General features: G+C 53.1%; 13 protein-coding genes and 2 tRNA genes. 11 read left to right on the top strand and 4 right to left on the bottom strand.

Going from position 1 to position 13,593, the window contains the following annotated elements; genetic code table 11:
• Nucleotides 1–33: 33 nt before the first annotated feature.
• Both putP and DK872_RS01985 read left to right on the top strand, forming a co-directional pair.
• Nucleotides 34–1,542, top strand: coding sequence for a sodium/proline symporter PutP (gene putP, locus DK872_RS01990; protein WP_149288919.1), 1,509 nt, complete (start codon nt 34–36; stop codon nt 1,540–1,542).
• 99 nt (nt 1,543–1,641) lie between these two features.
• Nucleotides 1,642–2,070 carry a DUF3574 domain-containing protein gene (locus tag DK872_RS01985; RefSeq protein ID WP_072441011.1) on the top strand — a complete coding sequence of 143 codons (429 nt, stop codon included), beginning with the start codon at nt 1,642–1,644 and terminating at the stop codon, nt 2,068–2,070.
• A gap of 37 nt (nt 2,071–2,107) precedes the next feature.
• On the opposite strand, the gene DK872_RS01980 is transcribed toward DK872_RS01985, so the two are convergent.
• Nucleotides 2,108–3,292: a NupC/NupG family nucleoside CNT transporter gene (locus DK872_RS01980; RefSeq protein ID WP_007374346.1), complete on the bottom strand. Its 1,185-nt coding sequence runs from the start codon at nt 3,290–3,292 to the stop codon at nt 2,108–2,110.
• Between the two features lie 276 nt (nt 3,293–3,568).
• Between DK872_RS01980 and efeU the strand changes: the two genes are divergently transcribed.
• From efeU to phoH, 4 genes are all read left to right on the top strand, one after another.
• Complete coding sequence (gene efeU / locus DK872_RS01975; protein WP_071920617.1) at nt 3,569–4,402, top strand: iron uptake transporter permease EfeU; 834 nt, start codon at nt 3,569–3,571, stop codon at nt 4,400–4,402.
• A 49-nt stretch (nt 4,403–4,451) separates the two neighbouring features.
• Nucleotides 4,452–5,579: an iron uptake system protein EfeO gene (gene efeO / locus DK872_RS01970; RefSeq protein ID WP_071920618.1), complete on the top strand. Its 1,128-nt coding sequence runs from the start codon at nt 4,452–4,454 to the stop codon at nt 5,577–5,579.
• A 4-nt stretch (nt 5,580–5,583) separates the two neighbouring features.
• Nucleotides 5,584–6,867 carry an iron uptake transporter deferrochelatase/peroxidase subunit gene (gene efeB / locus DK872_RS01965; protein WP_149288918.1) on the top strand — a complete coding sequence of 428 codons (1,284 nt, stop codon included), beginning with the start codon at nt 5,584–5,586 and terminating at the stop codon, nt 6,865–6,867.
• A gap of 539 nt (nt 6,868–7,406) precedes the next feature.
• Nucleotides 7,407–8,195 (top strand): phosphate starvation-inducible protein PhoH, encoded by a 789-nt coding sequence (phoH, locus tag DK872_RS01960; RefSeq protein WP_007374351.1) that lies wholly within the window; start codon nt 7,407–7,409, stop codon nt 8,193–8,195.
• Between the two features lie 38 nt (nt 8,196–8,233).
• On the opposite strand, the gene DK872_RS01955 is transcribed toward phoH, so the two are convergent.
• The 3 genes from DK872_RS01955 to DK872_RS01945 all read right to left on the bottom strand — a co-directional run bounded on the left by DK872_RS01955 (nt 8,234) and on the right by DK872_RS01945 (nt 9,936).
• A complete protein-coding gene (locus DK872_RS01955) occupies nt 8,234–9,049 on the bottom strand; it encodes a shikimate dehydrogenase (protein ID WP_071920620.1) in 816 nt (271 codons plus the stop codon).
• A 202-nt stretch (nt 9,050–9,251) separates the two neighbouring features.
• Nucleotides 9,252–9,339, bottom strand: a tRNA-Ser gene (locus tag DK872_RS01950).
• Nucleotides 9,340–9,848: 509 nt separating this feature from the next.
• Nucleotides 9,849–9,936: transfer RNA gene (locus DK872_RS01945), tRNA-Ser, on the bottom strand.
• A 261-nt stretch (nt 9,937–10,197) separates the two neighbouring features.
• Between DK872_RS01945 and ghrA the strand changes: the two genes are divergently transcribed.
• The 5 genes from ghrA (at nt 10,198) to DK872_RS01920 (ending at nt 13,573) form a co-directional block, all read left to right on the top strand.
• Entirely contained in the window at nt 10,198–11,136 is a 939-nt protein-coding gene (ghrA, locus tag DK872_RS01940; protein ID WP_072441006.1) for a glyoxylate/hydroxypyruvate reductase GhrA, read from the top strand.
• 85 nt (nt 11,137–11,221) lie between these two features.
• Nucleotides 11,222–11,959, top strand: a complete 738-nt coding sequence (locus DK872_RS01935; protein ID WP_007374442.1) for a phosphatase — start codon at nt 11,222–11,224, stop codon at nt 11,957–11,959.
• Nucleotides 11,960–11,979: 20 nt separating this feature from the next.
• Nucleotides 11,980–12,534, top strand: coding sequence for a molecular chaperone (locus DK872_RS01930; RefSeq protein ID WP_007374443.1), 555 nt, complete (start codon nt 11,980–11,982; stop codon nt 12,532–12,534).
• Nucleotides 12,535–12,635: 101 nt separating this feature from the next.
• On the top strand, nt 12,636–13,118 hold the full coding sequence (locus tag DK872_RS01925; RefSeq protein ID WP_202625915.1) for a DUF1097 domain-containing protein: 483 nt from the start codon (nt 12,636–12,638) through the stop codon (nt 13,116–13,118).
• Nucleotides 13,119–13,288: 170 nt separating this feature from the next.
• The gene (locus tag DK872_RS01920) at nt 13,289–13,573 is read left to right on the top strand and encodes a type 1 fimbrial protein (protein WP_090397092.1); all 285 of its coding nucleotides are present in this window, start codon (nt 13,289–13,291) and stop codon (nt 13,571–13,573) included.
• The last annotated feature ends 20 nt before the right edge of the window (nt 13,574–13,593 follow it).

Here is a 13,593-nt window from a genome sequence, read left to right as displayed (position 1 = left end):
ATTTTGCTGACGAAGAACCCTGGAGACTCCTTAATGGCAATGAGCACACCGATGCTGGTGACCTTTCTTGTTTATATCTTTGGCATGATATTGATCGGGTTTTTCGCCTGGCGTTCAACGAAGAATTTTGACGATTATATTCTCGGCGGTCGCAGACTGGGGCCGCTGGTCACCGCGCTTTCCGCCGGGGCGTCCGATATGAGCGGCTGGCTGCTGATGGGGCTGCCAGGCGCGGTTTTTATCTCCGGGATTTCGGAAAGCTGGATCGCCATTGGCCTGACGCTGGGGGCGTGGGTCAACTGGAAACTGGTGGCCGGGCGTCTGCGCGTGCACACCGAAGTGAACAATAATGCGCTGACGTTACCGGATTATTTCACCGGTCGCTTTGAAGATAAAAGCCGTCTGCTGCGCATTATCTCCGCCGTGGTGATCCTTGTCTTCTTCACCATTTATTGTGCTTCCGGCATTGTGGCGGGCGCACGTCTGTTCGAAAGCACCTTCGGCATGAGCTACGAAAGCGCGCTCTGGGCCGGCGCGGCAGCCACCATTATTTACACCTTTATTGGCGGCTTCCTGGCGATTAGCTGGACCGATACGGTGCAGGCCAGCCTGATGATTTTCGCGCTGATCCTGACGCCGGTGATTGTCATTATTACGGTGGGCGGTTTCAGTGATTCGCTGGAGGTGATCAAGCAGAAAAGCATCGAAAACGTCGACATGCTGAAGGGGCTGAATTTTGTCGCCATCCTGTCTTTGATGGGCTGGGGGCTGGGGTATTTTGGTCAGCCGCATATTCTGGCGCGCTTTATGGCCGCCGATTCCCACCATACGATTGTGCATGCGCGCCGTATCAGCATGATCTGGATGATCCTCTGCCTGGCAGGCGCGGTCGCCGTGGGTTTCTTTGGCATCGCCTGGTTCAATAACAACCCGTCGCTGGCGGGCGCGGTCAATCAGAACGCCGAACGTGTGTTTATCGAGCTGGCGCAACTGTTGTTCAACCCGTGGATTGCGGGCGTGCTGCTTTCTGCCATCCTCGCCGCGGTGATGTCGACGCTGAGCTGCCAGTTGCTGGTTTGCTCCAGTGCGATTACTGAAGATTTCTACAAAGCGTTTTTGCGTAAAGGTGCCAGCCAGACTGAGCTGGTGTGGGTGGGCCGCGCAATGGTGCTGCTGGTGGCGGTAATCGCTATCGCGCTGGCGGCAAACCCGGAAAACCGCGTGCTGGGGCTGGTAAGTTACGCGTGGGCCGGTTTCGGTGCGGCGTTTGGCCCGGTGGTGCTGTTCTCGGTGATGTGGTCGCGGATGACCCGCAACGGCGCGCTGGCGGGGATGATTATTGGCGCAGTAACGGTCATTATCTGGAAAAACTACGGCTGGCTGGATCTGTATGAAATCATTCCGGGCTTTGTGTTCGGCAGCCTGGGTATTGTGGTGTTCAGCCTGTTGGGCAAAGCGCCTTCTGCGGCGATGCAGCAGCGTTTTGCCGAGGCCGATGCGCATTATCATTCCGCGCCGCCGTCCCGTTTACAGGCAGAATAACGCGCCATTAACGAAAAACCCGCTGCGGCGGGTTTTTTTATTGCTAAATAATTGTAATTACGCTGTTATCTCAGAACAAATAACAATGAGGATAGCAATATGAAGTTAAAGACAGGGTTCACCGCGCTTGTGGTTGCTGGTTTGCTGGCGGGCTGTGCGGCGCCAACATCGAAACAGAGTGTGAGCACGCAAACCTGCAAGGTTGAAAACCAAATGCAACAAACCACGCTCTATTACGGTTTAACCCGCCAGGGCGGTAAATTGATTACTGCTCAGGAGTGGCAACAGTATGTGGATAACGAGGTCACACCGCGTTTTCGTGATGGCCTGACGGCTTTTGATGCCCAGGGGCAGTGGCTGGGCAGCAACGGGAAGGTGTCGAAGGAACCGAGCAAGGCGCTGATGCTTATCCACAGCGTGGACGCACAAACTGACGCAAAAATTGATACGTTGCGCGAGATTTATAAATCGCGTTTCGCGCAGGAATCGGTGATGCGCGTGGATCAGCCGGTTTGCGTTCAGTTCTGATTTGAAGCCCCTCTCCCGCAGGAGAGGGGTAAATCACTTACAGCACAACACCCGCAAAAGCGGCGGAGAGCAGACTCACCAGCGTTGCCCCGTAGACCAGGCGCAGGCCAAAGCGGGAGACGGAATTGCCTTGCTGCTCATTCAGCCCCTTAATGGCGCCTGCGACGATGCCAATTGAGGCAAAGTTGGCAAATGACACCAGAAACACTGACAAAATTCCCAATCCGCGCGGCGTCATCTGTGCGGCGATTTTTTGCAGTTCGATCATCGCCACAAACTCATTAGCGACCAGCTTGGTGGCCATGATGCCGCCAGCCTGCAGCGCATCGCTGAGCGGAATGCCAATCAGCCAGGCCAGCGGATAGAAAACATAGCCGAGAATTTGCTGGAAACTGATACCGAATAGCGCAGAGAAGAGGGCGTTGACGGCGCTAATCAGGGCGATAAAACCGATCAGCATTGCCAGAATAATCATTGCTACTTTGAAACCAGCCAGAATATATTCGCCGAGCATCTCAAAGAAACTTTGCGATTCGTGGAGTTTTTCCAGCTTAATTTCCGGTTCCGCTTCCGGGCGCGTGGGATTAATGATCGACAGGACAATAAAGGTGCTGAACATATTCAGGATCAGCGCGGCGACCACATATTTCGCATCCAGCATGGTCATATAGGCGCCGACGATCGACAGCGAAACCGTCGACATTGCCGTGGCGGCCATGGTAAACAGGCGACGTGAAGAGAGGTCGGCAAGTATCCCTTTGTAGGCAATGAAATTTTCGGACTGACCCAGAATCAGCGAACTGACGGCGTTAAAGGATTCCAGCTTGCCCATACCATTGAGTTTCGACAGCAGGGTGCCGATCAGACGAATGAAAACAGGCAGGATCCGCCAGTGTTGCAAAATGCCGATCAACGCTGAAATAAAAACGATGGGACACAGCACGCCAAGGAAAATAAATGCCAGCCCTTTTTCGCTCATGCCGCCGAAAACAAAACCCGTGCCTTCACCGGCAAATTTCAGCAGCACTTCGAAGAAACCGGAAACATATTTAATCAGCGTTAATCCGCTTTGCGCGTGCAGGAAGAACCAGGCCAGCGCCATTTCGATGACGATCAATTGCAGAATAAAGCGAAAACGTATTTGCCGCCGGTCGAAACTTACCAGCCAGGCGAGTGCGAGGATCACCGCCAGCGCCAGCAGAAAGTGTAGGAAGTTAATCATATCTCTAATTTTGCAGGTGAATGGGGGAGTATTTAGCCATAGCCGCGAGATGCGGTAAACATAAAGTTAATGCTTTGTAAGCTAAGTTATCGCTTTATTTCAACCACTTCTGCATAAGGGCCGCTTCGCCTGGGGTAGCCTGCCAGCCGTTTACATTCAGTTATTATTCTTGTCATATTTCGCTTGAGTTTCTCGTTATCGTAATGATAATCACTATCAATGCAATTTACTTTTCTTTGCAACCGTTGACTGCACATGACACCAGGGGCGTTCTCCATGTTTGTTCCATTTCTTATTATGTTGCGTGAAGGCCTCGAAGCGGCGCTGATCGTCAGTCTGATTGCCAGCTACCTGAAACGCACCCAGCGCGGACGCTGGATCGGGGTGATGTGGATTGGTGTTTTCCTCGCCGCCACGCTCTGTCTGGGGCTGGGGATTGCCATCAACGAAACTACCGGCGAGTTTCCGCAAAAAGAGCAGGAGCTGTTTGAGGGGATTGTTGCGGTGATTGCTGTGGTGATCCTTACCTGGATGGTGTTCTGGATGCGCAGAGTGTCGCGCAACGTCAAAGTGCAGCTTGAGCAGGCGGTGGATAACGCGCTGGCGCGCAGTAATCATCACGGCTGGGCGCTGATTTTGATGGTTTTTTTCGCCGTCGCGCGTGAAGGGCTGGAATCGGTATTCTTTCTGCTGGCGGCATTCCAGCAGGATCTCGGTATCTGGCCGCCGCTTGGCGCAATACTTGGGCTGGCAACGGCCGTGGTGCTGGGCTTTCTGCTCTACTGGGGCGGGATCCGCCTTAATCTCGGCGCGTTTTTCAAATGGACCAGCCTGTTTATCCTGCTGGTGGCCGCCGGTCTGGCCGCGGGCGCTATCCGCGCTTTCCATGAAGCCGGTTTGTGGAATCAATTCCAGGATGTGGCTTTCGATTTAAGCAACGTGCTTACCACGCATTCGCTGACGGGCACCTTGCTGGAAGGCATTTTTGGTTATCAGGAAGCACCGAGCGTGAGCGAAGTCTTTGTCTACTTTGCCTACCTGATTCCGGTGCTGGTGCTATTTGTTTTGCCTCCACGCTCAAGAGCGCAGCCTTCGCAGGCGGCTTCCTGAGGATATGCACAGCTTCGTAGTTACAACATACTTATTTAAGGGAAGGGTCATGGCTATTCATTTTCGTCGTAGTGCTTTGCAGGTAGGGATCGCGGCGCTGATGTCTTGCGCTTTCGGGGTACAGGCTGCGGATGTTCCGCAGGTGAAGGTCACGGTAACGGACAAGCAGTGTGAGCCGATGAACCTGACCGTTAACGCGGGCAAAACGCAGTTCATTATCATCAACCACAGCCAGAAAGCGCTGGAATGGGAGATTCTCAAAGGCGTGATGGTGGTGGAAGAGCGTGAAAACATCGCGCCGGGATTCAGCCAGAAGCTGACCGCCAATCTGCAACCTGGCGAATATGATATGACCTGCGGCCTGCTCACCAACCCGAAAGGGAAACTGGTGGTCAAAGGCTCGGCAACTGCGGATGCGGCAAAAGACGATGCATTGTTGAGCCTGAGCGGGGCCATTACTGATTATAAAGCCTATGTCGTGGCGGAAACCGCGCAACTGGTCTCCGGCACGAAAGCCTTTACCGATGCAGTAAAAGCCGGGGATATTGAAAAAGCGAAAGCGCTGTATGCGCCAACTCGCCAGCACTATGAACGTATCGAACCGATTGCTGAACTCTTCTCCGATCTGGATGGCAGGATTGATGCCCGTGAAGATGATTACGAGCACAAAGCGGAAGATCCGAAGTTCACCGGTTTCCACCGCCTGGAAAAAGCCCTGTTTGGCGATAACAGCACCAAAGAGATGGGCAAATATGCCGATCAGCTCAACAGCGATGTGCTGGATCTGCAAACGCGCATTAACGAACTGGCTTTCCCGCCCTCAAAAGTGGTGGGCGGTGCAGCCGATTTGATTGAAGAAGTTGCAGCCAGCAAAATCAGCGGCGAAGAAGATCGTTACAGCCACACCGATCTGTGGGACTTCCAGGCCAACGTTGATGGCGCGCAGAAAATTGTCAATCTGCTGCGTCCGCAACTGCAAAAAGAGAATGCGGAGTTGCTGGCGAAAGTCGATGCCAACTTCAAGAAAGTGGATACCATTCTGGCGAAATACCGCACAAAAGATGGCTATGAGACGTACGACAAGCTGACCGACGCCGACCGTAATGCGCTGAAAGGGCCGATCACCACGCTGGCTGAAGATCTGGCGCAACTGCGCGGCGTGCTTGGGCTGGATTAACAATATGAAGCAACATGATGATCATGGCGTCAGCGAACCTTCGCGCCGCCGTTTACTGAAAGGGATGGGCGCGCTGGGAGGCGCGCTCGCAATTGCTGGCGGATGTCCGGTTGCCCATGCAGCAAAACCGCAGAGTGCGCCGGGGACGCTGTCGCCGGATTCGCGGATGGAAAAGCAGCCTTTTCTCGGGGCGCATCAGGCCGGGATTTTGACGCCACAGCAAGCGTCAATGATGCTGGTGGCTTTTGATGTGCTGGCTGCGGATAAGGCCGATCTTGAACGTTTGTTTCGTTTACTGACACAGCGCATCACTTTTCTCACTTCAGGCGGTCCGGCACCGGATACGCCAAACCCACGGCTGCCGCCAATGGATTCCGGTATTCTCGGGTCGTATATCTCGCCGGATAACCTGACGGTCACTGTTTCAGTGGGTCAGTCTCTGTTCGATACGCGCTTTGGCTTGCAGGCGCAGATGCCGAAAAAGCTGCAAAAGATGGAACGCTTCCCCAATGATTCGCTGGATGCGGCATTGTGCCACGGTGATTTACTCATCCAGATTTGCGCCAATACGCAGGATACGGTGATTCACACGCTGCGCGATCTCATTAAGCACACGCCGGATTTACTCAGCGTGCGCTGGAAGCGGGAGGGGTTTATCTCCGATCATGCGGCGCGCAGTAAAGGCAAAGAGACGCCGGTGAATCTGCTGGGATTTAAAGATGGCACCGCCAACCCGGACAGCAGCAATAATGCGTTGATGAATGAAGTGGTCTGGGTCACCGGCGATCAAGGTGAACCGGCCTGGGCTGTTGGTGGCAGTTATCAGGCGGTGCGGATTATCCAGTTCCATGTTGAGTTCTGGGATCGCACGCCGCTGAAAGAGCAGCAAACGATTTTTGGGCGTGATAAACACTCCGGCGCGCCGCTGGGGATGCAGCAAGAACACGATATTCCGGATTACACAAAAGATCCGGACGGCGATGTGATTGCGCTCGACAGCCACATTCGTCTGGCGAACCCGCGTACCAAAGAGACACAATCAAGCCTGATGATGCGCCGGGGCTATAGCTATTCGCTCGGGGTGACGAACTCAGGTCAACTTGATATGGGCTTGCTGTTTGTCTGTTATCAGCACGATCTGGAAAAAGGTTTCCTGACGGTGCAAAAACGGCTTAACGGCGAGGCGCTGGAGGAATATATCCGTCCGATTGGCGGCGGCTACTTCTTTGTTTTGCCTGGGGTGAAAGACGCAAATCACTATCTTGCCCAATCTCTGCTCGAAGCGTAAAGATCCTATCCTGCCCGCCTGCGGGCAGGATATTCTGTCATTCGTTGCATTTCGACATACTTTTTCTGCCATCCAGCTATCATTTTTTCGTATTAGAAAGTATCTGTTATCTTTCTGTAATATTCATATCAGAGACTCTTTGCAACAACGCAGGGCGCTTGCACGTTATGAGTAGGTAAAAATAATGTTGCAATGATGCTAAGTTTTGATGTAATTAGTTTAAAGCGTTTTTCCCTGCGGTGATGAAGTTCTTCAGGAGATCGCGGATGGTAAAGTCCTGTAGCGGACACTCAAAAAGACCACGTAAGACCCGGCACGGAGAAACCCCCTCCGGCAACGACTTCTTCGCCCCTGAATTTTCCTCCTCTTTGTTCATACCTGATTTCAACGATGTGACCGGCGATGATGCCTGTCGCTCAGCCACATCATATTCAAAGGCAAGACAAGGCTTACAAGGAAGCCAACCCTCAGACGTTTGTGCGCATAGTCGTGTCGAAACAGATACGCGTGATGTAAACCAACAACTCAAGGTGCTATCCATGGGAAGACAAAAAGCAGTGATCAAAGCTCGTCGTGAAGCGAAACGCGTGCTGAGACGTGATTCACGCAGCCATAAACAACGTGAAGAAGAGTCGGTCACCTCGCTTGTGCAGATGAGTGGCGTAGAAGCAATTGGCATGGCGCGGGACAGCCGTGATACCTCTCCGATTGCCGCTCGCAATGAAGCTCAGGAGCACTACCTGAATGCTATCGAGAGTAAACAACTGATCTTCGCAACTGGTGAAGCGGGATGCGGAAAAACGTGGATTAGCGCGGCGAAAGCGGCGGAAGCGCTGATCCATAAGGACGTGGAAAGGATTATTGTTACCCGGCCGGTCCTGCAAGCTGACGAAGATCTTGGCTTCTTACCCGGCGATATTTCGGAGAAGTTCGCGCCCTATTTCCGGCCCGTCTATGACGTGCTGGTTAAACGCCTTGGCGCGTCCTTTATGCAATACTGCCTGCGCCCAGAGATTGGTAAGGTGGAAATCGCGCCGTTCGCCTATATGCGCGGACGTACCTTTGAAAATGCGGTCGTTATTCTTGATGAGGCTCAGAATGTCACCGCTGCGCAAATGAAGATGTTTTTGACACGCCTCGGGGAAAACGTGACGGTGATTGTCAACGGCGATATCACCCAGTGCGACCTACCTTCCGGTGTTAAATCGGGGCTGAGCGATGCACTGGCGCGTTTTGAGGAAGATGAGATGATTGGCGTGGTGCGCTTTAACAAAGATGACTGCGTACGCTCCGCTCTCTGCCAGCGCACACTGCTGGCTTATGATTGATGCTATCTCAATGGAAGAGCCCGGCTTGCCGGGCTTTTTTATGCCTTTTTGCCATGTAGCATAAATTCAAGCATCAATGTAATCTGCGCGGCGAGCATGGCCCGTCCAGAGTGTGTGCATAAATTGCGCTGCTGTGCCGCAGCGAGCAACGCCGTTGTCTCCGGGAAAATAATGATATCGCAGACCACAGACTGCGGGTTGAGCGCCATAAGCGAGAAGGGGAGTTCTTGCGTCCCGCCCATGCCAACGGAGGTGGCATTAATGGCAATATCAACCTCTGCGGGTTTATCGTTGCCCAACCGAAACTGCACCTGCGGATAGAAAACCGACAATTCACGGATAAGTGCTTCAGCCCGGCTGACGGTGCGGTTATAGATAATCAATTCTGCAACCTGATGAGCAGCCAACGCATGTGCGATCGCCGTACCTGCGCCACCGGTTCCTGCCAGATAGATTTTCTTTTGCCCAACGGCAATATCCCGCTCCAGCAGACTGGCGACAAAACCTTCGCCATCCAGCATTGTGCCATGGATTTTCCCGTGCTGGTCACGGCGGATGACATTGCAGGCACCGCAATGTGCTGCCGCGGTACTCGTTGAGTCAAGGAAGCGCATAACCTCTTTTTTATGCGGCATGGTGATGATGGCGCCAGCGAAATTCTGCACAGCTTTCAGTCCCTCAATCGCTTGCTGCACATTGCCAGGCGCAACATGCAAAGGAACCATCAGTGTATCCGGGATGTGTCGCTCTTCCATGGCGGCATTGATCATCAAAGGGGCGCGTACTTGCGCAATGGGATCGCCAATGATGGCCAGCAGGGTTAATTTCCCACTTACGCTATTGCGTTCTTTCATTACGGCACTCTTTTTCGCTCATGGAACGCCATAGTAATGCACCGGTGATAGCTGTGGGAGAAACAAAGTGAGCAAGGTCAGAGGGTTTTCTTCTGAGCTGAAATGAGGATGTTTTTTGCGATTGTTGAGTGCAGTTTGTGGATAGCATGTGCGACATGCGAAAAAAAAGCCCGCATTTGCATGCGGGCTCTTCTTTGAATGATGGCGGTGAGGGGGGGATTCGAACCCCCGATACGTTGCCGTATACACACTTTCCAGGCGTGCTCCTTCAGCCACTCGGACACCTCACCACATTGTATTGCTGCCGCCACTTGGGGGGCAACGGGGCGCTACTATAGGGAGTTGCACTGAAACGGTCAAGCATATTTTCCGCATTGATGGCTGTTCGCTTAAGGTGTGAGCAATGGCGGATTTTGGACCAAAAATTTGACCAGAAATGTAGTCCGGGTAAAGCGTCGCTGTCGCCTGGCGTTCCGGCGCGAAGCCAGGGCAGGAGATGGCTAAAACCACGGTTATATAAGGTGTCGACGCCATTTCTGATGTTTAATCGGCATTGGAAGGGAGAGTGGGGGGATTGACTCGCTTCGCTCGCCGTTACTCGGCCCTTCGGGGCCAACGCAGGCGTTGTTCAAAAACGCTCCCGGCGTTTTTGTGCGGGCAGCCCACTCCTGTTATTCGTGGTCTGTCCAACGGGCAGTTGCCCGTTGTCGAACCCCGGTCGGGGATTCTCATCCCCCCAGGAAGGGAGAATATAAAAGAAAAAAGCCCGTACTTTCGTACAGGCTCTCGTCTGAAATGATGGCGGTGAGGGGGGGATTCGAACCCCCGATACGTTGCCGTATACACACTTTCCAGGCGTGCTCCTTCAGCCACTCGGACACCTCACCACATTGTCTTCCCGATGTCATCGGGACGGGCGCTAATGTAGGGAAAAGCCATTGCGGCGTCAATCTTCTTTTTCAATAAATTAGCGTGTTTAGACAAACTTCAAACAACCTGCTTCTTAAACGTTCTGAAATCGCTTTTTTTCTCATCACGGTACTTTCTCCGCGGCGTACAGGAGAAATTTGTTATGCTGATCACCCTTTTAAAATACCCAATAGAACCGGGAATTATCCGGATACATCACAACGATTTCTGGAGTTGGAATGGACATTATTTTTTATCACCCTTCCTTTAATAGCGAATACTGGATTAACGCGCTGCGTAAGGCGATGCCGCAGGTGAATGTGCGTGCATGGACGGCAGGCGATAATGCCCCGGCGGATTATGCCCTGGTGTGGCATCCCCCTGTCGAAATGCTTAAAGGACGTAAACTGAAAGGGGTGTTTGCGCTTGGCGCCGGGGTTGATGCCATTCTTGGTCAGCTCAGCGCCAACCCGGGGATGCTGGCTGATGATATTCCGCTATTCCGCCTGGAAGACACCGGGATGGGATCGCAAATGCAAGAGTATGCGGTAAGCCAGGTGCTGCATTGGTTCCGGCGTTTTGATGATTATCAGGCGTTAAAACAGCAGTCCAGATGGCAGCAACTGGAAGAGTATGCGCACGGCGATTTCACTGTCGGTATTCTTGGTGCGGGTGTGTTGGGTTCAAAAGTCGCGGAAAGCCTGCTGCCGTGGGGATTTCCGGTGCGTTGCTGGAGCCGCAGCCGTAAGTCGCTGCCTGGTGTACAAAGTTTTGCTGGCCCTGAAGAACTGGGCGATTTTTTGCAGGGCACGCGTGTGCTGATCAACTTGCTGCCGAATACGCCGGAAACGGTTGGTCTTATTAATCAGTCACTGCTTAATCAACTTGCCGACCACAGTTACGTGATGAACCTGGCACGCGGCGTCCATGTTGTTGAAGCCGATCTGCTGGCGGCGCTGGAGAGCGGAAAGGTGAAGGGCGCGATGCTTGATGTGTTCAGCCGCGAGCCGCTCCCTGCTGATAATCCGCTGTGGGCGCATCCGCGTGTGGCAATGACTCCGCACATTGCGGCGTTCACGAGACCAACCGAAGCCATTGAGTTTATCGGCCACACTATTGGCAAACTGGAGCGCGGAGAAACCGTCAGCGGGCGCGTTGACAGAGTTCGGGGTTATTAATGAAAGCCCGGCCCGGCCGGGTTTTGTCATTAAAATCGACACCGATAACTGCTATCCTTGCAAAAAATAACGACAGGAGTGAGCCATGTACCCCGTTGACCTGCATATGCATACCGTCGCCAGCACCCATGCTTATAGCACGCTTCATGATTATATTGCCGAAGCAAAAAGCAAAGGCATCAAACTGTTTGCCATTACTGACCACGGCCCGGATATGGCGGATGCGCCGCATTACTGGCACTTCGTCAATATGCGCATCTGGCCGCGTCTGGTGGATGGCGTGGGGATTTTGCGCGGTATTGAGGCCAACATTAAAAACACCGATGGTGAGATCGACTGCACCGGCCCGATGCTGTCATCACTCGATCTGATCATTGCCGGTTTCCATGAACCGGTCTTTCCACCGCAGGATAAAGCCGCGCATACGCAGGCGATGATTGCCACAATGGCCAGCGGCAACGTTCACATTATCAGCCATCCCGGCAACCCGAAATTTGAGGTTGATATTCCTGCAATCGCGGAAGCTGCCGCGAAATATCAGGTGGCGCTGGAGATTAACAACTCTTCCTTTATGCACTCACGCAAAGGTAGTGAAGATAACTGCCGTGCGATTGCTGCCGCGGTGCGTGATGCTGGCGGCTGGGTTGCGCTGGGATCGGATTCTCACACCGCGTTTACGCTGGGTGATTTCACTGAATGCCGTAAGGTACTCGATGATGTCGGTTTCCCGGAAGAACGTATTCTGAACGTCTCACCGCGTCGCCTGCTGAGTTTCCTTGAGTCCCGCGGCATGGCGCCGATTGCTGAATTTGCTGAACTTTAAATACTGACTGGAACAACTGAATGAACGAATTTTCTATCCTTTGCCGCGTACTTGGCTCGCTGTTTTATCGTCAGCCGCAGGATCCGCTGCTGGTGCCGCTGTACACCCTGATCCGAGAGGGGAAACTGGCGGAAAGCTGGCCCCTGGAGCAGGATGAATTGCTGGAGCGCCTGCAAAAAAACTGCGATGCGCAGGCGCTGGCTGCCGATTACAACGCGCTGTTTGTCGGCGAAGAGTGCCGGGTGTCGCCGTTTCGCAGCGCCTGGGTGGATGGCGCTACAGAAGCTGAAGTCCGTTCATTTTTGTCGAGCCGTGGCATGCCGTTAACCGATGCGCCAGCCGATCATATTGGTACATTGCTGCTGGCAGCCTCCTGGCTGGAAGACCAGTCGGCTGAGGATGAAAGCGAAGCGCTGGAAACCCTGTTCGCAGACTATCTGCTGCCGTGGTGTGGCACGTTCTTCGGTAAGGTGGAAGCCCACGCGACCACGCCGTTCTGGCGCACAATGGCACCACTCTCGCGAGATGCGATTGCAGCAATGTGGGATGAATTGCAGGAAGAATCTGCCGAATAATGTGATGCATATCACCAATAAAATGTAACGCATAATTCATCGTTTCAATTAATGTGCTTGTGGTCACATAACCCCGGTGCGCATCTGCTATGATGCGCGCCATGAACATTCTCCTTTCTATTGCACTGACGACGGGTATCCTCTCTGGCCTTTGGGGCTGGGTGGCCGTTTCCCTCGGCTTGATTAGCTGGGCGGGCTTTCTCGGATGTACGGCTTATTTCGCCTGCCCGCAGGGCGGGTTGAAAGGGCTACTGATCTCCACCTGTACCGTCATGAGCGGTGTTGTCTGGGCACAAGTGATTATTCATGGCGCAGCGCTGGCACCGCATTTGTCGATCGTCGGCTATATGATGACCGGCGTGGTGGCATTCCTGATGTGTTTGCAGGCCAAAAGTTTGCTGCTCTCTTTTGTACCGGGCACTTTTATTGGTGCCTGCGCGACGTTTGCCGGGCAGAGTGAGTGGCGGATGATTGTGCCTTCGCTGGCCGTCGGGCTGCTTTTCGGTTACGCCATGAAAAATAGCGGCCTGTGGATCGCTGCTCGCCGTGCGCAGCCTTTGCTAAACGAGCAAGAAAAAGTATAAATCGCATCAATAAAAAATCTTATAAAAACAGCCTGCTAGCCCGCAACAGTGCGTTTTGTACGCTAAACTATTAAAGAGATTAATTAAAAATGCCGATGAGTCAGGTAGGTGGAATATCTGACTCCCACCATCAAGGATGAGTAATCTGTGAGGTGTTTATGCGGCTTTTTATGACATTCCTGTCTCTCATTATCCTTTTATCTACCACTTCTGTCGGCGCTGCTACGCCAGGTGGGATCATTCATTTCCAGGGTGCAATTGTTGAAGGTGGTTGCGATTATCGTACCCACTCGCAGCAACTGGAGCTCTCTTGCCCGCAGGGGCAAAAGGTCGAAACGCAGCAATTTTCGCTGCGTGACATTGCCGGGCAGTCTTTTGCATCTCTGGCGAAAGTCGAGATGCACTATCTCGATCCAGAGCATTCAAAGGCTATTGTCGTTATCAGTTATCACTGATTGTGCCTGCATGTTGCCCC

The sequence above is a fragment of the Kosakonia sp. MH5 genome (genome assembly GCF_009935945.1).
GTDB lineage: Bacteria > Pseudomonadota > Gammaproteobacteria > Enterobacterales > Enterobacteriaceae > Kosakonia > Kosakonia radicincitans.
The sequence above is the reverse complement of the archived record's forward strand: the minus strand, read 5'-3'. Positions and strand labels throughout refer to the sequence as shown.

Coding starts and splice junctions, on each gene's coding strand:
- efeU (WP_071920617.1), top strand. CDS start 3,569: ATGTTTGTTCCATTTCTTATTATGTTGCGTGAAGGCCTCGAAGCGGCG.
- phoH (WP_007374351.1), top strand. CDS start 7,407: ATGGGAAGACAAAAAGCAGTGATCAAAGCTCGTCGTGAAGCGAAACGC.
- ghrA (WP_072441006.1), top strand. CDS start 10,198: ATGGACATTATTTTTTATCACCCTTCCTTTAATAGCGAATACTGGATT.
- DK872_RS01985 (WP_072441011.1), top strand. CDS start 1,642: ATGAAGTTAAAGACAGGGTTCACCGCGCTTGTGGTTGCTGGTTTGCTG.
- DK872_RS01955 (WP_071920620.1), bottom strand. CDS start 9,049: ATGAAAGAACGCAATAGCGTAAGTGGGAAATTAACCCTGCTGGCCATC.
- efeB (WP_149288918.1), top strand. CDS start 5,584: ATGAAGCAACATGATGATCATGGCGTCAGCGAACCTTCGCGCCGCCGT.
- DK872_RS01920 (WP_090397092.1), top strand. CDS start 13,289: ATGACATTCCTGTCTCTCATTATCCTTTTATCTACCACTTCTGTCGGC.
- DK872_RS01980 (WP_007374346.1), bottom strand. CDS start 3,292: ATGATTAACTTCCTACACTTTCTGCTGGCGCTGGCGGTGATCCTCGCA.
- DK872_RS01925 (WP_202625915.1), top strand. CDS start 12,636: ATGAACATTCTCCTTTCTATTGCACTGACGACGGGTATCCTCTCTGGC.
- putP (WP_149288919.1), top strand. CDS start 34: ATGGCAATGAGCACACCGATGCTGGTGACCTTTCTTGTTTATATCTTT.
- DK872_RS01935 (WP_007374442.1), top strand. CDS start 11,222: ATGTACCCCGTTGACCTGCATATGCATACCGTCGCCAGCACCCATGCT.
- DK872_RS01930 (WP_007374443.1), top strand. CDS start 11,980: ATGAACGAATTTTCTATCCTTTGCCGCGTACTTGGCTCGCTGTTTTAT.
- efeO (WP_071920618.1), top strand. CDS start 4,452: ATGGCTATTCATTTTCGTCGTAGTGCTTTGCAGGTAGGGATCGCGGCG.